The 20,550-nt window shown below is 45.1% G+C and carries 23 protein-coding genes; 11 read left to right on the top strand and 12 right to left on the bottom strand.

The genetic code is table 11. The features are described from left to right. Positions 1–187: 187 nt before the first annotated feature. Complete coding sequence (locus tag H8K55_RS16455) at positions 188–1,369, top strand: peroxidase, FMP-type (protein ID WP_186943152.1); 1,182 nt, start codon at positions 188–190, stop codon at positions 1,367–1,369. Positions 1,370–1,636: 267 nt separating this feature from the next. Here the strand turns inward: H8K55_RS16455 and H8K55_RS16450 are convergent, their stop codons facing one another. Both H8K55_RS16450 and H8K55_RS16445 read right to left on the bottom strand, forming a co-directional pair. Further along, on the bottom strand, positions 1,637–3,253 hold the full coding sequence (locus tag H8K55_RS16450; RefSeq protein ID WP_186943151.1) for a type 2 periplasmic-binding domain-containing protein: 1,617 nt from the start codon (positions 3,251–3,253) through the stop codon (positions 1,637–1,639). A 203-nt stretch (positions 3,254–3,456) separates the two neighbouring features. Beyond that, complete coding sequence (locus H8K55_RS16445) at positions 3,457–4,077, bottom strand: DUF7010 family protein (RefSeq protein ID WP_186943150.1); 621 nt, start codon at positions 4,075–4,077, stop codon at positions 3,457–3,459. A 292-nt stretch (positions 4,078–4,369) separates the two neighbouring features. Between H8K55_RS16445 and rhlP the strand changes: the two genes are divergently transcribed. The 3 genes from rhlP (at position 4,370) to H8K55_RS16430 (ending at position 5,899) form a co-directional block, all read left to right on the top strand. Continuing rightward, positions 4,370–5,149 (top strand): rhombotarget lipoprotein, encoded by a 780-nt coding sequence (rhlP, locus tag H8K55_RS16440; RefSeq protein WP_186943149.1) that lies wholly within the window; start codon positions 4,370–4,372, stop codon positions 5,147–5,149. 145 nt (positions 5,150–5,294) lie between these two features. Then, positions 5,295–5,567: a type II toxin-antitoxin system Phd/YefM family antitoxin gene (locus H8K55_RS16435; RefSeq protein WP_186943148.1), complete on the top strand. Its 273-nt coding sequence runs from the start codon at positions 5,295–5,297 to the stop codon at positions 5,565–5,567. After that, entirely contained in the window at positions 5,564–5,899 is a 336-nt protein-coding gene (locus H8K55_RS16430; RefSeq protein WP_186943147.1) for a type II toxin-antitoxin system RelE/ParE family toxin, read from the top strand. Before H8K55_RS16435 ends, H8K55_RS16430 begins: the two co-directional genes overlap by 4 nt. Before the next feature lie 54 nt (positions 5,900–5,953). Here H8K55_RS16430 and H8K55_RS16425 read toward each other — a convergent pair whose 3' ends face one another. Continuing rightward, positions 5,954–6,700 (bottom strand): alpha/beta hydrolase family protein, encoded by a 747-nt coding sequence (locus H8K55_RS16425; protein ID WP_186943146.1) that lies wholly within the window; start codon positions 6,698–6,700, stop codon positions 5,954–5,956. A 422-nt stretch (positions 6,701–7,122) separates the two neighbouring features. Between H8K55_RS16425 and H8K55_RS16420 the strand changes: the two genes are divergently transcribed. After that, entirely contained in the window at positions 7,123–7,572 is a 450-nt protein-coding gene (locus H8K55_RS16420; protein ID WP_186943145.1) for a hypothetical protein, read from the top strand. A 121-nt stretch (positions 7,573–7,693) separates the two neighbouring features. Here the strand turns inward: H8K55_RS16420 and H8K55_RS16415 are convergent, their stop codons facing one another. From H8K55_RS16415 to H8K55_RS16405, 3 genes are all read right to left on the bottom strand, one after another. Continuing rightward, the gene (locus tag H8K55_RS16415; RefSeq protein ID WP_186943144.1) at positions 7,694–8,779 is read right to left on the bottom strand and encodes a DUF5694 domain-containing protein; all 1,086 of its coding nucleotides are present in this window, start codon (positions 8,777–8,779) and stop codon (positions 7,694–7,696) included. Between the two features lie 214 nt (positions 8,780–8,993). Further along, on the bottom strand, positions 8,994–11,183 hold the full coding sequence (locus tag H8K55_RS16410) for a TonB-dependent receptor plug domain-containing protein (protein WP_186943143.1): 2,190 nt from the start codon (positions 11,181–11,183) through the stop codon (positions 8,994–8,996). Positions 11,184–11,462: 279 nt separating this feature from the next. Further along, positions 11,463–12,740 (bottom strand): eCIS core domain-containing protein, encoded by a 1,278-nt coding sequence (locus H8K55_RS16405; RefSeq protein ID WP_230408668.1) that lies wholly within the window; start codon positions 12,738–12,740, stop codon positions 11,463–11,465. Positions 12,741–13,066: 326 nt separating this feature from the next. On the opposite strand from H8K55_RS16405, the gene H8K55_RS16400 reads away from it, so the two are divergent. The 4 genes from H8K55_RS16400 (at position 13,067) to H8K55_RS16385 (ending at position 17,275) form a co-directional block, all read left to right on the top strand. Then, on the top strand, positions 13,067–14,110 hold the full coding sequence (locus H8K55_RS16400; RefSeq protein ID WP_186943142.1) for an AraC family transcriptional regulator: 1,044 nt from the start codon (positions 13,067–13,069) through the stop codon (positions 14,108–14,110). A gap of 283 nt (positions 14,111–14,393) precedes the next feature. Next, entirely contained in the window at positions 14,394–15,545 is a 1,152-nt protein-coding gene (locus tag H8K55_RS16395; protein ID WP_186943141.1) for a nuclear transport factor 2 family protein, read from the top strand. Between the two features lie 50 nt (positions 15,546–15,595). Further along, positions 15,596–16,597 (top strand): serine hydrolase domain-containing protein, encoded by a 1,002-nt coding sequence (locus H8K55_RS16390; protein ID WP_186943140.1) that lies wholly within the window; start codon positions 15,596–15,598, stop codon positions 16,595–16,597. Positions 16,598–16,741: 144 nt separating this feature from the next. Next, positions 16,742–17,275, top strand: coding sequence for a DUF1203 domain-containing protein (locus tag H8K55_RS16385; protein WP_186943139.1), 534 nt, complete (start codon positions 16,742–16,744; stop codon positions 17,273–17,275). Here H8K55_RS16385 and H8K55_RS22350 read toward each other — a convergent pair. Both H8K55_RS22350 and H8K55_RS16380 read right to left on the bottom strand, forming a co-directional pair. Beyond that, complete coding sequence (locus tag H8K55_RS22350; protein WP_408057983.1) at positions 17,216–17,476, bottom strand: DUF4253 domain-containing protein; 261 nt, start codon at positions 17,474–17,476, stop codon at positions 17,216–17,218. The genes H8K55_RS16385 and H8K55_RS22350 overlap by 60 nt on opposite strands. Positions 17,477–17,576: 100 nt before the next feature. After that, positions 17,577–18,044, bottom strand: a complete 468-nt coding sequence (locus H8K55_RS16380; RefSeq protein ID WP_186943138.1) for an Lrp/AsnC family transcriptional regulator — start codon at positions 18,042–18,044, stop codon at positions 17,577–17,579. Between the two features lie 187 nt (positions 18,045–18,231). On the opposite strand from H8K55_RS16380, the gene H8K55_RS16375 reads away from it, so the two are divergent. Then, the gene (locus H8K55_RS16375) at positions 18,232–18,900 is read left to right on the top strand and encodes a glutathione S-transferase family protein (RefSeq protein ID WP_186943137.1); all 669 of its coding nucleotides are present in this window, start codon (positions 18,232–18,234) and stop codon (positions 18,898–18,900) included. Between the two features lie 366 nt (positions 18,901–19,266). Here H8K55_RS16375 and H8K55_RS22075 read toward each other — a convergent pair whose 3' ends face one another. From H8K55_RS22075 to H8K55_RS16350, 4 genes are all read right to left on the bottom strand, one after another. Further along, the gene (locus tag H8K55_RS22075) at positions 19,267–19,461 is read right to left on the bottom strand and encodes a CcdB family protein (RefSeq protein ID WP_186943135.1); all 195 of its coding nucleotides are present in this window, start codon (positions 19,459–19,461) and stop codon (positions 19,267–19,269) included. Next, the gene (locus H8K55_RS22070; RefSeq protein ID WP_186943134.1) at positions 19,458–19,595 is read right to left on the bottom strand and encodes a CcdB family protein; all 138 of its coding nucleotides are present in this window, start codon (positions 19,593–19,595) and stop codon (positions 19,458–19,460) included. The genes H8K55_RS22075 and H8K55_RS22070 overlap by 4 nt, the downstream gene beginning before the upstream one ends. Next, positions 19,596–19,832, bottom strand: coding sequence for a type II toxin-antitoxin system CcdA family antitoxin (locus H8K55_RS16355; RefSeq protein WP_186943133.1), 237 nt, complete (start codon positions 19,830–19,832; stop codon positions 19,596–19,598). Positions 19,833–19,981: 149 nt separating this feature from the next. After that, positions 19,982–20,200 carry a DUF4253 domain-containing protein gene (locus H8K55_RS16350; RefSeq protein ID WP_329605057.1) on the bottom strand — a complete coding sequence of 73 codons (219 nt, stop codon included), beginning with the start codon at positions 20,198–20,200 and terminating at the stop codon, positions 19,982–19,984. A gap of 76 nt (positions 20,201–20,276) precedes the next feature. Here H8K55_RS16350 and H8K55_RS16345 point away from each other — a divergent pair, with 76 nt between their 5' ends. Beyond that, complete coding sequence (locus H8K55_RS16345; protein WP_186943132.1) at positions 20,277–20,528, top strand: hypothetical protein; 252 nt, start codon at positions 20,277–20,279, stop codon at positions 20,526–20,528. The last annotated feature ends 22 nt before the right edge of the window (positions 20,529–20,550 follow it).

Genomic DNA, 20,550 nt, shown 5'->3' with positions numbered 1-20,550 from the left:
TGCTAAAAGTTAATTTCAGTTTCGCCACAAATTCTGTTCATGGACTTTCTCAGTGATCAAAACACTGATCAAAAAACTGAGCCGGACTGAGCTTGATGAGACTGGGCAATTTCCCCTATGTTTTCTCCATCTTTGTTCGTGATGTTCAACAAATTCAACTGTAATGCTTACTAAAGGAGACTTAAGAATGTCCATTCCGCAAAACCCTACCCCTCCATACCCAGAGTATTCCGACGCCGTGTTAACTGCGCCAGCAGACTACGGCATCCTGGAACAACTGATAGGCACGTGGGTCAACGTCAACCCAAACAACAATAATACTGGTTGGGGCTTACACACTACCTGCATGCCTTCACCTGGCACGAATACTGAGACTATTTTTGGTATCTTCCATTTTTTGTGCGAAGACTATACCGAAGAACTGACGTTCGCTCCGGTGTCTGGTGGCGTACGCAATCGTGGTGGCACGAATGAGCAATTTACTGGTGCGATTGAATACAAACAAAGCGTACAGCGCGTCAGTGATGGTGTCGGTATCCACGAAGAAGTCGGGATGTATTTGTGGCTGAACGAAATGTATAACCATGCAGCGACCGAAGAATCGGTCATTGAAGACAATGGCTATCCACTGATCTCGATTGGCGCGGGTGCAAACGGCCCTAACTTCGTACCACCGTATTCGATTGCGCGCAGTGGCACCATTCCACATGGTAGCTCGATTATGTTGACCGGCAGCTTTCAACAGGATGTCGCTGGTAAACCGCCATTCCCAACTGGCACAGAAAGCTGGACCCAACCATTCATTACTTCCTGGCCTGCGCTACAAGTTGCCAACGCACCCAATCTCGCGTCTTCACCACTGGCAATTTCACCGAGCATGGGCGCATCTGCATTGTTGACTCCGCCTGATGGCTCTACGCCAGTTCCACTCAATCTTGACGAGCCAGCACCAGCTTGGGCGTTTGACAAATCCTTGCCAGTGACGCAACCGGACAGCAATCTCACCTACTTCCAACGCATAGTCGCCGACCCACATTATCCGTATTCAGTACGTCCAGATTTGCGCTTACGGGATGCCATCAAAGATCAAAACATCAGCAAATACACTTTGATCCAATTGACCAGCAAACACGATGGCGGTCCTCAAGGTGGGATTTTGAATATTCCCTTCGTCAAAAAATTTGCCGATGTGACTGAGATGAGTTTGAACATGTGGCTGGAAACAGTGATCGAAGCCGACGGCACCGAAGTATTGCAACTGCAATATGAGCAAATCATCTTCTTTGAATTCATGGTGGGTTCTAATGGACAAACCACACGCTGGCCGCATATTCAGATTAATACGCTGAGGAAAAAGGCTAGCTGTTGAGTAAGAATATTGGCTCCTCTCGTATGCGAAATGCGAATTCACATATCCACAAAAATTGGATATGTGGTATTTCGAATAGTGCAGGTGACAATAATCGACATACCGGACTTGATCCGATATCAGGATAATTCAGCATTTCTACTTAAGCAAAAGAACCAAGAAACAAAAGGGGCAACATCAAGTACCTTGTACACAATGTTGCCCAATTGTTTCGCAGTTGTTTGGAGCAAAATCTACTGCTTTGCCACCTTAATATTCCAGCATTTTCTATTTTTTTGGCTGTAACTTAATCGCTTGTAATTTGCTGCTAGTCTCGCATTTTCTATCACTAGAATATATATCCATCCCGACCTTACCCTGCCATTGCCGAACAATTTTTCTCTCAATGGTCGCCGCCTCGGTATCCAAAAAAACTAACACTCGTATTTGTTCTTGCTGATTGAAAATTGTATTAATCCTTTGAATAAAATCAGGTACATAAACGATAAAGTCGAGCAAAAAAAACTCTGTTTCACCAAAAAACAATTCAAATCCATTACGCATCAAACGTAACTCACTGCTATTTTCGACAGGCATTATGTATTTGGTCGTAAAGTCTGGATAACCGAGATCTCTTTTTTGTCGAACGAGATCTAGCTCCAAATAGGCATTGGCGGCAAATCGGAGAAACTGACGATACTTACTTCCTAATTTCGATTCAAAAAAATTTAATACTTCTTTGAACTGCATATAGCTCCAAGCATAAGGCATGCTCGACTCATATTCTGCTGCAAGCGACTCTCGCTCAGATGCATATTTTTGCATCACAGGATATGTACATTTATCCCAATCAGCATTTTGAATCTCAGAAACAGCCGTCAGGGCTTCTGCGTAGGCCGATTGAAACCTTGCATCGCGCCAGTTCCAACGAACTCCACTCATCCGCAACTGTTTTAAGGCTGCCCTTTCATTGGAAAGCAAGTTGATTTTGATGGCTTCTTGATGCAACATCGGTTTTGAATATGGTATCTCACGTAGCTCACTCAAGCGTCGAATTTCCGCAAGTGAAGCGACATCAAACTCATTTTTCCCTTCATTAACATCGTTAATAATCGTCTGTTGAATTTTTTCTGTGCGCCTGTCAACCCGCATCTGTGACAGAATTTTCTGTAACCTAGGGATCTCTTGGGCCAATATGCGAGGGACATGGTGATAGACAGGCAATGAACCGATCGCTAACTTAGATACCTTGATTTCGCTACGATTAAAAGGCCGATGTAACATGTCCACGTCGCGCTCTTTGATTACTATTTCAAAATACCCTTTTGCCTCCAATTCTCTGAATGCATGCTGTCCCGATAGGCGACTTCCAATCACAACATCGCCCTTACCCGTCAACATCATTTCTAAAGCTTTTTTGAGGCTGTATCCAGTTTCGAATTTTGTTTCTTTTAATAGTTTCTGCAACTCCAATGATTCCGCTAGTAAGCTGGTAGTTCCAAGCTTCTGCCCGTGCAAATCTTCTACGCTATTAATTGATGGCGAAGTACTCAAACAGTAGATAACAAGCTCATCTTCAAAAAGAGGTTCAGGCAAACGTACACTTTGGTCGTCTAAAATTTCAGTGCTCTTATAGGAATATAAGTTCTTCAGCAAAAATTTATTGCCAAACCCTTCCCTTTTACCTGCAAACGCTTTCCGCTCAAACTGCAATGAGATATCAATTTGTCGATAAGCTTCAGCCAAAATTTGTTTGGCCATAAAGTCAATCGGGTCATTGCGTGGTATAGCCACAAGCATTATAGGGTTCGTTTGCGACAGCGCACTTAAAGGAGATAGCGCAAAAAGGCCCAAGGCCCTAATGAATGAACGGCGCCTTTGAAGATCAACATTTTTTTGAGGCATAGAATGAATTAGATAGGAATAGAATAATCAAGATCAGAGACCAAGTTCACAAGTCAAGAATTCACTCTAAAACTAACATGACTTACAAACGTGCGACGTATGATCAACCATTGTGCGATCTGATAACAATATTTTATTCAAGTCTACCACGTATTATTTCGACAACTTCAATCAAACAATATTTTTAGTACCTCACCCAGAAATCAAAACGCAAGCTTCGTGGAAGGCGACGTATGCAAACGCTGTGCTGCCTGCAGTCGCTTCCAACGCAATTCCAAGGCAGCAATACTCACTACATACATCGCCCCCACAATTACTGGCTGTAAAACAAAGCTATGTTCGGGATACATGATCCAAGCCCAAATGCATAAGGTGGTACGCGCAACGGCATGAAAAACACCAACCCAATGCTGTATCAAAACACTCAAGGGCAACCACATCAAGCCCGTTAAAATAGCTACCGCAAAAGGCAGGCTACGATAGTTCTCCAAGAAGAAAGGAATCACCAAGGCGTAACATAAAAAGCTCATAGCGACCGCAGATAGAAACAGGGTATCGAAGAAATTACGTTTTTTATTCGACGTAAATTGCAATTGCTCACCGGTGAGTTTTGCTAAAAACATTGCTAGATAAACGATACTGCCTGTGCCGACAAATACCGCCAAGACTTGGGCTTTAGGATTGAAGAATATCCCCGTCACAATCAGTGCAGACCACACCAAAATTCCCGCTAAGGGCATCGCTAAGAAACGGCGTTGGCGAAATTCGACTAACTGTTGATCTAATGAAGTAGAAACATGTGAAGTCACTGAAGATGATGTCATGATGCGCTCCCTATCAAAAAGTCTGCAACACTATGCGTGCAGCGATGGAGCCATCATGAAGGAATACAAGGAAGTCGCGTAGTAGCGTTTGTCATGACTTCACATGACATTTGTCACCAGCATTTTTGCTCAACGAGACGAAACACTTTAGTCGCGAGTAAGCGATGTCTGCAGAGAAAGATGATTCGAGATGCTACGCACGGTAGCAGAGCGTAAGACTTTTTTGAAAGCTCGCGCAAGCTGCAGTGGTTTAAGCTAAGCTACGCAAACTATTTACTACGCCAAGGACAATATGAAGACCTTCAAATTTCTCAGCGGATTGACCGTCGTGCTTTTCACCGTATTTTCCCTCAGTGGATGTGCCAGTATGGCCGGACCACGCGAATCCAAGCAATCTGCCAGCATCGTCGATTACCTCTATCCTAAAGCGACACAAGCACCACAACTGACACCAGGCATCACCTATCTAAGACCACCAGTGCGGGTGGGCATCGCCTTTGCACCCAACGATCCTAGGGCACATACCTTGCCCGAAACAGAAAAAATCAAATTAATGGAACGTGTCAAAACAGCGTTTGCCGGACAAGTTTTCATCGGCTCCATCGACATTATTCCCTCACAATACTTAAAGCCAGCCGGCGGTTTTGACAACATGGAACAAGTCGCCCGCATGTTTAATGTCGATGTGATGGCGATGGTGTCCTATGACCAAATTCAGTTCACCGATAGTAATTCGCTGTCGTTTTTGTATTGGACGGTGATTGGCGCCTACGTCATCCATGGCAATGAACACGATACCCAAACCATGCTGGACATTTCTGTGTTTGATGTAGCTAGCCGCAAATTGCTCATGCGCGCACCGGGCACGAGTCAAGTCAAAGGTGGCGGCAATTTGGCTAACTTTAGCGAACGCGCACGTGCAGCGCGCGCAGAGGGTTACAACAAAGCCGCAGATCAATTGATCCCTGCTTTACAAGCCGAGATTGAAGTCTTCCGTGAGCGCCTCAAAACAAATGACAAAATGCGGGTGGAACCTCGTCCCGGATACAAGGGAAGTGATAGCCCGGAGTAATTCTTGAATCTAGAGAGGCGGCATTGATTCAAACCGACCTGATTAAGTAGTATCAGGTCGGGGCTTTTCAGCCCAAGTACCGCGTTGACATGTCTGAATTAAGTCTTTAAACTGACTTCCAAGATTTCCCTTAACGGAGCCCGTCATGCGCCTTTCAGAACAAGTTAAACCCATCAGCTATTTCAAAGATAATGCTGCCAAAGCAATCGCCGAAATGACCGAAACGCATGAGCCACTCATCATCACCCAAAATGGCGAAGCGACCTGTGTCATTCAAGATATCAAAAGCTACGAAGACACTAAAAACACGATGGCTTTACTCAAGATATTGGCGCTTGGTCGCAAGCAAATTGAAAACGGTCAATTCAAATCTGCCCGCGAAATTTTCGCCAAAATGGACAAGGAAATATTGGGGTGAGCTACACGGTATACGTGCTAGATGATGCCGAAGAAGACTTGTGGCAGATCCATACCTACATTAAAAATCAGTTCTCAGAAAAGCTAGCGAACAAAATTTATACTGATATCCGAAACAGTATATTAATGTTGGAAGACAATCCACAACTCGGCACAAGCATACCCCAACTCGCAATGTTAGGAATGACGCAGTGGCGACAAATGGTGGTCATGGGAAAAAACAAAATAGTTTATGAGATTGAAGAAAATCGCCAACACATCTATGTTTATTTGATCTGCACTGAGCGACAAGATTACGACGCTTTTCTTCAGCGAAGAATCTTTCGCAGTTAGCTACATGGGTAGATACGAAAACCTGCCCATCCAAAAATCCAGCGACGATACAAATTACGCCAAAGATCTCAACTCGTGCACCACAGCCTCCCAAGCCACCGTCGCCGGATCAATCACCGCAAAGTGACCGCAGTCCGGCAATGACACCAAACGCGTATTTGGGAAAGCCGCACAATACGAAGCGGCAACTACGGGTGGCACGATCTCATCATCGTCGCCCTGAATGATCGTCACTGCCGCCGTCGGCGTAGGCAAATGCATAGGATTCACATCAGGGCGCTGAACGGGATCTTGTCCCAAGAAACGCAGCACTGCACCATCACCTAAATTCAAAGCATGCGCCATCTGCAAATCGACTGCTGGTGCCAAGGCCACCACACCTTGTAAAACAAGGGGCAATCCAAGCTGAGCACAACGCGCAGCCGCCCACAGCACCAAGTGTCCACCCGCAGAATGCCCGATCAAGATCACCTGAGCATTATGCCGTTGCACCCGCGCTGGCAAAGTGGTCAAGGCGCTCATCACATCATCCAAAGTCACATCCGGCTGGCCTGACACACGGCGATACTCCAAAGTCAAAGTCGTCCAGCCCGCTTCAGCTAAGGCACACGACATCGCTTCGGCATGCGCGCGGTCGTATTCTGGTTTCCAAAAACCACCGTGGATTAAGACTAGTAAAGGGAGTTCACTACCTTTGCTTCCGTAACGAATATCGGCGACTTGGTCGGCATGGTCGCCATAACTGAGGCTTAGATCTGGTGGGTTGGCTGTGCGGCTGAGAATGGATAGGTCTTCGGACATTTTGGTTTAGATTTTAATGGTGATTTGAGAATTTCGTCATTGATAAAGGCACTATGTTCTCATGATTGTCAGAGCGCCTAATCGGTCAGTCAGTTAATTCAGAAGACGAACATTGTGTGGTTCTTCGGTGCCTATTGTTTTCAGATTGGCCCAAGATGGTGAGGTTTCTGTCTTTGTTAATTTTGTATCACTGAGGCATTCTAATTGTTATAGAAGCTCTGTCAAGCTGCATGCTTTGAATTTGGAGATTCGCTTGTTCTATGGCGAAACAAATTTGAAAAGCAATAATTTGATGCTGAGCCCTACGTAGTTATTTCTATTAATTTAATAAATTTAATGTTTTATTTTTGATAAAATTGCGCACTTCTGGCTCAAATCTACGATGCCTTTAGACTATCTGAAAAATACTCAATTAAAAATCTATGCGTCAAATCAAACCACAATTTCGAATCATCAGCATTGCCATACTCGGCTTGTGCATGTCTTCATGCGGCGGTAACGAAGAGGCGCCAACCTTAGTGACAGGCACAGCTTGGGCTGCCTGCTCACCCGTTGATGGTGTAGCAACCAGATTCGAATTCCCCGTTGAGAACCAACAAAAACTCATTTTCGGATTAAATAGATCTGTCGATTCACTTGTCGGACAATGGAACATAGGCAATGGTGACACGGAAAATGGCCTGAGTGTCTTTCTTTGCCCTATCGATTCATATAATTCCTGCACTCAAATTCGGCAGGGCGTATTTCGTATAGAGAGCCGTGTCGACAAAACAGTCAGTGGAAGCTGGCAACTCATAGATACGATCACTCCTCACAAGAATTCAAATTTCAAAGCAAGCTTAACTTCCGTCGCTCAACCCATGTGCGGATAATCTGCTTAGATACGCTACTTCTGATGTCTAGAATTAGCTCATCCCCATTCTATAGCTTTAACTTGGATGAGCTAGTTTCATTTGAATCAAGCACCTTATTTAAGCACCTTATTTAATCAACTTATTTAAGCAACTTGGCCGCATCAATCAACTGCACTTCATGCATCATGTTCAAGTAGGCATCGAAGTAAGGCTTATGCGAAGAGCCAACGACCGACAAGACTTTAGCACCGGGCTGATTACCAAATGCACTGCGGATATTCGCAACCATGCGCAGGTTACGCGTCTCCCACCACGCCACATATTGCCGCCCGTATAATTCAGGCGTTGCGTGCTTGATGCCACCGCCAAAGTCTGCGCCGATAAAGGCACGCAACTTCTCTGGATTATTGTAGAAGCGATACAGATTCAACACGCCTTGTGTTGAGTCCATCTTGGCTTCCAAAGCTTGCGATTCCTTTTTCTCAGGAATGTTGATCTTGCTCCATATATCTTGTAAAGCATCGCCGAACTTTGGACCGGCTCTGTCAGTAATATCATCAGCAGTGTGATCATCAGTTGCGTAGACGCGCTCCAGGCCGAGTCTTGCTGCCAACACGGCAGCGACTTCAAAATTTTCGTTGGATTTTGGCGACTCACGATTTAGGAATTTCAACACGCTCTCATCTATTCCATCGACAGCCTTGCGTTCATTCACATCCAGTCGCAACCATTGCACCAAGGCCGACGCGCGATCATTCGCCGCTAAAAACACCGCGACTAAGCGACGTCGTTGTGCAGGACTAGGTATTGTTTGGGGTTGCTGCGCCCAAGTCTTTAAAGTGGTTTGAATTTCCACCAAGGCCTCTTGCAAACCGAATCCAATCGCTTTCTGCGCTGGTGCAGGATCCCAGCAATAATCCTTATACACGTCAGGGTGCGTGACAGCATTGACGCGTACAAACTCGCACTGTTCACCTGACAAAGCTTCAATCGTAATAATGTCAGGCTTGAACTGCGCCAATCGATCCAACAAGTCAGACAAATGCGCGCGATTCAATTTATCGCCATAGGCACTCAAATGTGGCGATCCCAAAACCAAGACTTGCGTTGCCTTACCATGCACTTCTTTTTTCCAGGTGCGTGGATCAAAATCGGCAGTTTGCGCTTGTATAGCGGTGTGAAAAAAGCTGGCGAAGCAAGCCAGCGCTAACAAAGTTTTTTTCATGTTTAGTCTCCTCCAATGATGAAAGGAGACTAGCTTATCAAAGGAAAAACTTGGTTCAGATAGGTGAGCGATAGAGTGCAAGAATATGGTCGTATTCTGCACATACTAGAGAGTGAGCTGCAGTGTTTCTTGAGGGTTAAGTTTTCATAGAACCCGAAAAGCGCATCCCCGACTCTGTTTCGGAGATACAGATTTCGGGGATGCAGATACTAGCTTAAAACTTATACTCGTAAGTCATGCTGAAGTTACGCGCAGTTGGCACAGCTCGTGCTGATTGACTCCTCTCGTTGCCGACACTGGCATAGGTGAATGAATCATAGGCTTTTCCACCGAGAAGATTATTCAGCGCAAAGCGCAATTGACTTTGCTTGTCGAATTTCCACAGCGCGTAGATATCGACATTCTTAGGTGTCTTCAAGTATTGACGTTCTGTAAGACTAATTTGCTGCCAATGAGAATCTTGAATTTTGGCGCTAACACCAGCCGTAAGTGGAATATCTTTAGCGCGGTAGTTTGCACCGAAGGTGTACACATATTGATATGGTGTGAGTGAGTTATACGGAGTCGCCAAATCTTTTACGTTCGACCAGAAGTGAGAGTAACTGGCAGAAAAGTCCATGTCCGGCGCATTGTCCATCCAACGTTTCAATGGAAATTGCGTGGAAAGCTCAAGGCTTTGACTCTGTGCAGTGCCCGCATTCACAAATCTTTTCCAATAAGCATTATCGGCTTCGAATACCACTTCGCGGTGAATATCCTCAATAGATTGCGCTTTAGCGCGGATCGCATAATTGAGACCATCTTTTCCATTGTGCTCAAACGCGGCGTCCAGGCTCCAAGAAAGTTCTGGACGTAAGTTTGGATTGCCGACAATGTTCGGACTCTCGATGGAATTATTGATGACAAAAATCTTCGGCATTAAGAGTTGCGTACCTTCTGGTGCTTTGAAAGTACGCGAAACACCAAGACGAATTCGTTCAGTGTTTTGTGGATCGAGCTGCCACATCGTCTGAACCACCGGACTCAAAACACTAGCGCGATTATTCACTTTGTCGCCAAAGTTATTCTCAGTACGTATGCCTTGAGATTCCCAACGCAATCCAAGAGAGACCGAGGAATTTTTCTTAAATTTCCAATCGTCTTGTGCGAAGAAAGCGGCGTTGTCCATTACGGAGTTTGCGCTATGCGGGCGAAAGACATTATTTTGACTAGAAGCGTATCGATCGCTTTGATTATTTTCCACATCGACGTTAGCACGCCAACCAGACCAACCAATGACCAAATCATGTTCTGCATTCGTTGGGATACTCAGCTTGCCATTGGTAATGCCGACGATGACATGGACGTCCGTATTGAGGTCGCGATTAAACTTAAGTGTGCCATCAGGCAGATAATTTTGTGATTGCGAACGTGCGATAAAACTTTGCGCCTGAAAGCCTGCGCTGGCATCGACACCAATCTGATTATCCAAGCTGGTAACCGCTTTGAGCGTGCTGCCGAAGTTAGTGCCACGGTTGCTGTCATGTGAAGTGGTTTTACCGATTTCAAACACACGTCCAGACACATTATTGAACTGACTCGTTGTGTCTGCGTTGAAGCGATTGTGCGCAATGATCGATGTCGACGTCAGATTAATATTGGAATCGGTTTTATATTGAATTCTGGGAGAAATACGTAGCGACTCATCACCACGCTTACTGTGCGACACATTCTGAAATTCGCTCTTAACGCCAGATAATGTATTTTCATTGACGAAGTTCGTCGTCGAATCCTCTGGTTGACTAGCTTTCGAACGATCCTTGGATAAGCTGACGCTGACGGTATGAGAAAGATTGCCGTCTTTATCGGAATGAAACCAATCTACACTGCCCGTATTTTGGAACATATGGCCAACGCTGGCCTTAATACTGTGCTGTTTATTGGTCGCTGATTTCTTGAGAATAATATTGATCGTGCCCGCCATAGCTTGCGTACTAAATTGCGCATTCGCACCACGATAAATTTCAACACGCTCGATCATATTGAGCGGAATATCTTCCACGGTGATGCCGCGCGGTGCCTCGCCATCGATCAGAATTTGGGTGTAGCCTGCCGCCATCCCTAAGAGATGAAGTTTGTTATTGGTGACTTGCACACCCGGAACACGTTTCATCGCATCGACGATATTGTTGTCGCCAAAACGGGTGAGTTCTGCATTGCTGACAATAGATCGCGCAGCGGTTTCTGTGCGTGCAAATTGTTCTTGCGATTTGCCTTGTACTTCGACACGTTGTGTCTGTTGTGCTTGAGTTTGAGCTTGCGTTTGAGTTTGCGTTTTCGTATCGCTAGACTGCTGAGCATGTGCGGATACGGCAATAACATTGCAGAGAATAAGGGTGATGACTGAACTTTTTGGTGTGTGCATTATCGTCTCGAAAAAAAGAAAAACAGTGAAAGCTGTTGACGGCTCGCACTGTATCGAATTTTTCTTTGACTTATCAGGAATATGCGACGAAACGACAAAAACTGGCGTTGAAAAATCGAATTTTCAGACCGAGCTTATCTCAAGGGAATCACAAAATAACATCCTTGAACTCTGATCAAACCTATTTTGCGTGATTGCTACAGTTCAAAATAGTCGCTGAACGAATGCTCTGTGTTATCGGATTTTTTGCGCGCGCCAAGAGCCTATTTCCACTTGGTTTTACTTCGGATCACGTATTTTCATGTTCGCGCCGGCGGCAACATTTTCGTTTAACAAGGAACCGCCATTAGTGTCATCTGTCACCCTCACGTTGACGGTATGATCTGCGAGTGGGACATCGGCAGCAGCTGGACCTAATGGAAAAGTGTGATTTCCCACCGGGCCATTAGTGGAACAGGTATAAGTCATAGCGACCGGTGCTTTGTCACCGGGGGCAGAAAATAATCTTCTAAATTTGTTTTCTTGTGTTTTGTGATGACCATTCAAAGATTGCGATCCAGGGAAAATATTGCCGTCAGCCGAGCCGCCTTTACCGCCCCAATCCATGTTTACTAAATGTAATTGCGTAGCAGCGTTGTTTGTACCAGCGTCTATTAAGACATCCTTCCACTCCGCGGTGCCAGTGGCCGTGCCGCCCGCCTTTGCAGCCACATCGCCGATCGCATATGACACTGATTTCGTGGTCGTCTCGTTGAAGGTCTTGACCGTACCACCTGATCCAGTGATGGTAGCGAGTTGTATTGGGTAAGCACCAGTTCCTGAACTCAGGTTTCCAGCCATTTGTCGAAACTGAGCCGTTGGTACAGCAGATACAGCAGACGTAGCAGCTGGCTTTAATTCCATGGCCTTGGCTCCCATGATGTCTGCTTCGGTCTCCAAGCCGACATCATCATTCACCAACACACCGGCTTTCATTTGCATGGTCGCCTTTACTCTGCCCTGAGCTTGCTGTACCACATGCCATGCTTCATGTGGCAAATGTCGCTCTTGTCCGGGAGCGACATGGATGTCATGACCTTGAGCATAGGCCATTGCATTCAATTGCGCAGGTTGAGATGAGTTGTAGTGCACCTTTACGTGATCCATGCTGATACCAGACAGAGATTCGATGCCCGCTTTAAGTTGGTGTGGGAGCCCGGTCTGATTTGGTTTTTCGGGTGTCACTGCCTGCATTTGTAGCGACTCTTGGGATTGAGGTTTTCTTTGGATAAAAGTTGATCCGTTCTGCTCTACCCGCTGCGCTGCAGCGCCAGAATTGCCATTGAGCAAGGTCGCGATAGCCTTTAATTGCAGAGCGCTGTGGCTTGCCGCCATCATCCGCGAACGCGCTTGCAATTGTGTCGCTTGAACAGCACTGTCCGCCGTTTCTTGTCGTTGTGCCGTCGCGAGAGAATGCGTACTAGCCAAACCGTAGACGGAATTAGGTTGCTTCGTTAATCCGGTTTGCTGCGGCGTTTGCTGAGTCTGTTCAGTTTGGCGCGGTACGGATGTTTGCATTTTGGTCTCGCTTCAATTTGAATATAATGACAAATCTTAAGAACAAGCAAAAATTGCGCCCAAATCTTGACATACAAGCTCAAGGCACATAGTTCACATTCGGAACCACTGTTAAGTCATATAAACCAAAAAACCAGAAAAAAGAGTGCGTAAAAAACCTACCCATCCGAAGACTAAATTTTAAACGAGCTCAAGTCAAATTATGCGACTTCTGCAAAGACATCAACACCGGACTTAAATCAGCACCCTGCGTGCTATTGCGTCTATACTTGTGAGCTAAATTCTTTCGACCTGACATTTCCACACTTAATCTTTAGTCTCTAAATATGCCCATGTTCGCAGGCCATCTTCTATTCTTGTTTAGCGCGCTTGGAGCGATTAACGGCCTTTTCTTGGCGATCTATTTTTTTAGCCGGCGTCCTCATCGTTTAGCCAACAGCATGTTGGGGGCGCTCTTGTTAGTGATCGCGGTACGTACCGCCAAATCGACTTTATATTTTTTCAATCGAGATCTTGCCGTTGAGTTTTTGCAGATAGGGTTATCAGCCTGTTTGTTGATCGGGCCTTTGACCTATCTTTATGTGCATTATCATCTGGTCGAGTTCCGTCAAGCCGTGTCTGGGCATGAATGGCGTTGGCATCTTAGTTGGCCTTTCTTTGTCATCGCTCTCGGATGCTTCTTCCCTTATTCTGAATATCGCATCATCTGGCGTTACTCCATCTACGGCATACATGCGGTTTGGTTTTCCTATTTATTGGCGGCTGCTTGGCAATTGTGGCGATCACGGGCGATATTGTTCGATGACGTTGCGCCTATGTCCCGCAATACCTTTCTTTTACTGAGCGTTTTTTGTAGCAGCGGCGTGATTTTGATCGCTTATGTTACGACTCCCCTGACCTCATATATTGTCGGAGCACTGTCATTTACTTTTTCTGTACACATAACGGTGATCGCTTTCATGTTGCGCAAAGAGGCTTTAGTGGATGCGGGTAAAAAAGAAAAGTATCAAAACCGCAAATTGACTGAAGACGATGCACTCAAGTTATTGGCCTCACTTAATCAAGTCATGCACGAACAACAGTTACATTTACATCCGAATTTGACTCTAGCACTACTAGCCAAAAAAACGGGCAGTCTGCAAACCACCGTTTCTCAAGTCCTCAACGACAGGCTGAATAAAAGTTTTAATCTCTATGTCAACGAATTTCGTATCGAAGATGCAAAAAAGCTCTTGCTCAACGAACCACACTTGAACATGGAATTAGTTGCTGAACGTTGTGGCTTCAATTCCAACTCTACCTTCTTCGCCGCATTTAAGAAAATCACCGAACAGACACCCGCTAGCTATCGCGCTGCATCTAAGTTATAACCCATATTAATAACCCACAGTTATAGGCATAGGCGCTAGCTTTTTCGCCCTCTACACTCTCTGAAATTATGATTCTGGAGTCCTGAATCATGGTTTGGAACAGCAAACATCCTTATCTCTCTTACATTGAACATCTGCAAAACAGGTGTTCATAGCCGCGTGCAGTGTCGACGTTTTTGACGCTTTTGACGCTTTTAAATTTCAGTCAGCCCTGAACACCGATTTGTATTTGAACAATCAATCAAAATCAATGAACAAATATTTTTCGGATGAAGGTGAAGCAATGAATAAAATTTTCTTTGTACGTATTCTTTTTTTGCTGTGTTGTTGGTTTGCAATAGCCGACCGGAGTCTCGCTGCCTCTGCAGTGACCGGCAATGAGGAAGGGAAAGGGATTAAGCAAGCCATACATTTGTATTTGAATGGAACCAGTTATAACGATCAAAGCCAAATCAAAGCAGCTTTTTATGCCAACGCCCGCTTATATTTACCAGGCAAAGATGATGCGATGCGTGAAATGGGGGCTTTAGAATATGCGCAACTTTTTCCTGAGGATAAAAAAGGCCAATTCAATGGACGACTAGGCCGCATAATTAGCATGGATGTCACAGGTGATGTCGCCACCGCGAAAGCAGAAATCTTGCTGCTTAAACCAGGTATACGTTTTGTCGATGTGTTTTTACTCAAGAAAATTCAGGGAACCTGGCAAATTATTAGTAAGACGGCGATTCGAGAAAATGCACCACAGCACGGTCGCAAGATTCTGTTTGTGGTGTCGAATGCCCAGCAATATCCCGGCACGTCCATGAATACAGGGAATAATTTTCCTGAATTAGCATACGCGTATCAGACTTTTATCAAAGCCGGTTATGCGATTGATTTCATGAGTCAGCAAGGCGGTTCTGTCCCTTTAGAAATGATCAATACTTCAGATACCGTACAGCGGCAGCATCTGTATGACCACGATTTTATGTGGGCGCTATCGCATACCAAGCAGCCATCCGAAATAAATGCATCGGATTATGCCGCCATTAACTACATAGGCGGTGGCTCTGCAATTATTGAGATTGCCGATAACCGGGCAATACAAGACATTGCTATGCAAATTTATGAGCAACAAGGCGGCGTGATTGCCGCGATTTGCCAAGGTACGCAAGGTATTAGCAATTTAAAGCAAAGCAATGGAACTTTCTTACTCAGCGATAAGGTAGTGACCAGTTTTCCAGATCGTTACCTAAATCAACAATCACCCATCTTTAAAGCTTATCCTTTTTCCTTAGAGACCACGATTACGCAACGCAAAGGAAAATTCACCTTTGGCGCTAATGGTAAAAGCCATTTCGAGGTTGATGGTCGTCTGGTGACAGGGATGAATTGGGAATCTTCGGTTGCCGTGGCAGAAGCTGTGATTCGCTTACTCAATGAGAAGAAATGATGTTGATTTGTTTGGCACGAGTTTGTTTTATCTGTCTACTGTTATTCAGTATGCCCCATGCTCATTCTCAAACCGAGAACGAGATTGATCGTTACGTGCGCGAGGTTCAGCGGTCGCATAAGATACCGGGTCTTGCACTGGCGATAGTCAGAGACGGCAAACTCATACACCGAGGTAATTATGGGTGGGCAAATTTAGAATTCTCTGTGCCTGTCACTGATGACACCGTGTTTCCGCTATTTTCCAGTACCAAAATTTTTTCGGCGCTTGCAGTTCATCAATTGATAGAGCAAGGCAAATTGTCGCTGGATAGCAAGCTGGTGGATTTTTTAACCGACCTGCCCGAGGCGTGGCGTGAGGTAACGATAGCACATTTACTCAGTCACTCATCCGGATTACCAGACATCGTCACCTATGAAAATTTACCTGAAGCCGAGGCACAGCAAGCGGTATATGCGAAAGCGATTCTATTTAAACCCGGGGCTCGGTTTGATTACAATCAAACGAACTATTGGCTACTCAATCGTATTTTTCAAAAGATACTGGGACTAAGCTTGAGTGCTTATATTCTCGAAACTCAATTTGCAAGGACGCAATTTCCTGTATTTTTTGAGGGGAATCACCTGGCAGTCATGCAAAATTTTAGCTCAGGATATAACAATACAAGCGACAAATTGACCAAGCGAAATTGGCATTTTCCTCACTACAACTACGGTGCGGCTGGTTTGAATTTGAGTATGAATGCTTTTCTCGAATGGAATCAGAAACTTGATGCGGGCAACTTACTTTCCACTGCCAGCTTGCTTAGATTACGCCAGCCTTTTATCTATGCTCAAGCTAGAAATTTCACACATGGTTGGGATCTAATTGAATTGAATGGTATCGCGACTTATGGATTTACCGGTGGCATGGCGACAGCCTATAGGCAAGTACCGCAAAAGAAAATGACGCTGATTTTGTTGGCGAACGCCATGTTCATTCCCAATATGCAGAGACCTGGTTTGGATGCGGTCGTTAATCAGTTGCTTACTCTGGCGGAGAAGCTTCCTTGAGCCTTGAGCCTCGAAGATAGGCAGGTAAATTAAGTAAGCTAATCTTCAATTACCTGTCCGAATTTGGCGATCATTATTGACGACGATGCTGGACAATTGCAGCTCCTCAATCGCAATTGAATAATGAAAAGCGTGGTGCAAAGCATGGAACAAAGAATAGAACAGAAAGCGCAATCCGATTTATCCTACAAAATCATTCCTGTTAAATCGACATTTCTGCAACGCGCCCGCGAGTCGGGTGTGGATGATCAAGGTCAAACCGTCGAGCGACTGATTGCAAGTGGCGGTGAGCCGTGCCGCGATAGCTTACACAGAGCTAAGGCGGGTGAGGAATTGATATTGGCAAGTTACTGCCCGTTTGAGGTCGCCAGCCCGTATAAGGAGTATGGACCCGTTTTTATTCGTGCGCATGCACATGAACATAAGCATACGCATACGCATACGCAAGTGCATCCTCCACATTTGTCTGATCTCGTCAAACAGCATTACCTTGGGCAACAATTCGTCCTGCGTGCCTATTCAGCGCAAGAGCGTATTGTTGACGCCTGCCTTACAGCACCGTTGCAATGTGAAGTCGATTTGCAAGCATTGTTGGCCAAGCAGGAAGTTAAATTCGTCTTAGTGAGATTCCCTACTTATGGTTGTTACGCATGTCGTATTGAACGCGTGCCTTCCTGATATTGTCAGGTTTAGCCCATGACCCCGTGGGCAAGAGTGGACTAGATAATCCGTGCGGCAGTACCAATGTTGCTGCCATGCGAGTTTGATTGCGGTTTCTTTGTCGCGTCGTGGATTTTTGACGATGCACCCAATTACGTCGCCTAACACGCCGACGATTTCAGCGCCAAATTTTTTTTGCCGATATCGATGTTGAGCAATGCTCTACAAGATCGAGGTCGCTGCACAACCGTAGCAAGCAATTGTGTCGTAGCGTTATTCAATCGAGACGCGATCGCAATAACCCTCTGTGTGTCATAGCTTATGCATCAATGGGTATCTGCAAGCCCTCCTTGACTGCTTCCATTACCACCATGGTTTGAAATTTTTGTATCGCTTCGTTGCTATGAAAAAGATGGTGTGTGAGCGCTTCATATTCTTCCATATCTTTGACCGAAATGGTCAAAGCGAAATCGTAATCACCTGTGACCGCATAACATTGCAATACTTGCGGCGTCTCGCACATGGTTCGCTTAAATTGGGCATTAATATCACTTCGTCCCAGTTTAAAGCTCACCATGACAATCAAACTTAAGTAGCGCCCTAATGCTTTAGGATTGATCGTGGCACGTTCTGCAAGAATGACCTGTTCATCGCGCAAGCGTTTGATGCGACGTTGGATGGCGGTAGGAGATAAGGCGACGATTTCCGCTAATTGTTCAGAAGTTCGACGACAGTCTTTTTGCAACTCTCGTAGGATGACGAGATCGAAATTATCAAGCTTATTCATTTGTGCAGTATGTCCGCATTTTAAAAAAATTTGCAGGAATCGGGCGTTTTTGCAGCCATTAACGCCGCTTGTCGACTTTACTTTGAAGCTATCATTTTACCGCTTGCCAGAGTTGGAGAGCTCAAACTACAAAACTAAATGGTGGTTTGGCATCGTCATCGCGGTGATACAACAATAAGGAAAGAACATGAAGTTAGTACTTTATTCTGGAACCAAAAATGCTTCAAGTTGGGCGATGCGGGCATGGCTCGCGTTGAAAGAGCAAGGCTTAACATTTGAAGAGCGTGTAGTCGATATACGACGTCCACAACGCTTCAAGAACCTGGCTGCTATCGCCGAATTTTCACCACCTGGTGCTGTACCTGTATTGTTGGTAGATGATCAAGTGATCTTTGATTCTTTGGCCATTATGGAACTGGTGAGCGAGCTTGGTGAGCAGACTTTGTTACCTGAAAACCTGATCGAACGAGCACGAGCCAGATCTATGCTGGCTTGGCAACACAGCGGGCTATCGAATATTTGCCATCGCCTCTCATTTGAAAGCGCGTTTTACCCAGAAAAGCGTGCATTGAGTCAAACCGAACAAGAGCAGATTGCATTCTTGTTTGCGGTCTGGGAAAAACAATTAAGCTTTAGTGGTGGGCCGTATTTGTTCGGTGCATTGTCTCTGGTTGATCTCAATTTTGTGCCAGCCGTGTTGCGTTTGTTTCGCCATCAACCTAACTTCGCAGCTTTTCCTTTAGTGAAAAAGTGGGGTGAGATGTTACTGGCACGTTCGACGGTACAGGAATGGCTTGCGGAAGCGGATAGCTTGGAACATGTTTGGTATGACGACTATTTACTTCCCGCACAATAGGCTGCAGTGCTAAGGTGAAAGGGAGCCAGTTCTAACATTAATACACGACATCCATCATGTTGAAATATGAAAACTGCCCTTGTTTTTGTCTTGTGAGTCCACCATGTTCCTGACATCAGGAGCATGGTTTTCTATGACCTGTCCGAATACCTCGCAAGCTGCCTTTACTTTATTGAGCGCATTGAGGAAATTTCTCACTTTGCGTAATCTAAAGATGCTGAATATTCCGTGCCAACCAATACTCCACACTCTGATAGGTGTGCTGCGCATGCGCTTCAAAGTCGGTAGTGAGTGACTGAATAATTTATTTGGCTTTTGCAATACCAACATCGCTGCCATGCGTCCAGCTACAATTTTTGTTGCCCATTAATATGCACCAAAAACTCTGTCTAAGGCATCAAGTATCGCTACTTGAAATACAGCGGCAGTGTCAACTTTTTCCTTCAACTCTACCAATGGGATTGCGGCAAGCTGCGGTGTATCTAGCAAATATTTCTTTCCGTTGACTGTAATCCTAGGAAACAAATCTGCGGGCGCTTCGACATTCTTAAATGCGTTCAAGTTGTGCTCAAGTCGTGCAATGGAATAACGATACGTGTCGCCAATCCACTAATCACATTACTTTGTACGTCGATCAAAAAAGGTGTCGCCTTTTTACTCTTCCCTGTGTTCGCATACACATCAAAGCGCGCCATTTAAAACCCTCGCCACTCTGCCAATGCCACGCCATCTTCTTCTACTTTTTGATTATAGACTTTGATAAATGCGGCATTTTTTTCATTCCATTCACGCTCTTGTTCAGAACGTATCGTTTCACGCAAACTTTGTTCGCACACTTGTGAAATGTTAATCCCCAATTCCTTTGCGCTAAGGTAAACATCCATGGGTAAGCTGATGTTCGTTGCTTTTTTTGGTGAATTTGTTTGCTTCATTTTTAACTCCAAAATAACGAAATCCCACAATATAATACGCATTTATTATGCATAAATTCATGCGCACGAATATTGCTAAAAATTTTCTAAGCAGGAATGGAACTGACAATGGGCTTATGAAATGCCGGTGAAAGGCGGAATAAGAAACCTCAATCCCACCAAAAATACCAAACCTCAGCATTCAACAACGTTGCGGCGAGGTTAGCGATTGTCTCGCAAGCTTGCTCGACGATATCCGTGCAATACCAATATTGCTGCCATGCGAGTTTGATTGCGGTATCTTTGTCGCGCGGTGGATTTTTGACGATGCACTCGATCACGTCGCCTGAGACGCCGACGATTTCAGCGCCAAATTCTTTTGCAAATATTAATGCAATTTCATGTCAGGTTTTCTAACGCCGGATAAATCGACTATAATAAATCGATCCTTCTAGGAGTTCTATGATGACTACCAAGACATATTCCCGTTTTACGACGCCAACGCGCTTGACTGATACGACCAAAGTGCTTGGTGCTACCGCGAAACAATGGGATGAAGCCTTAACTGGCGATATGACCAATTCACTCAAAGTTGTCAAAGCACGGGTACAAGCTGCCAAAAATGCAAACGCTACAACTACTATAGATCTACGACAACTTCCGTCTGGTGATCTGGCTAGTGCGATAAAGCATCGCAAAACGCGCATAGTCCGCTAAACAAAGCGATTAAACACCAATA

It is taken from the genome of Affinundibacterium flavidum, from assembly GCF_014284175.1.
Classification (GTDB): Bacteria; Pseudomonadota; Gammaproteobacteria; order Burkholderiales; family Burkholderiaceae_D; genus Undibacterium; species Undibacterium flavidum.
This window is presented reverse-complemented; position numbering and strand designations above follow the sequence as displayed.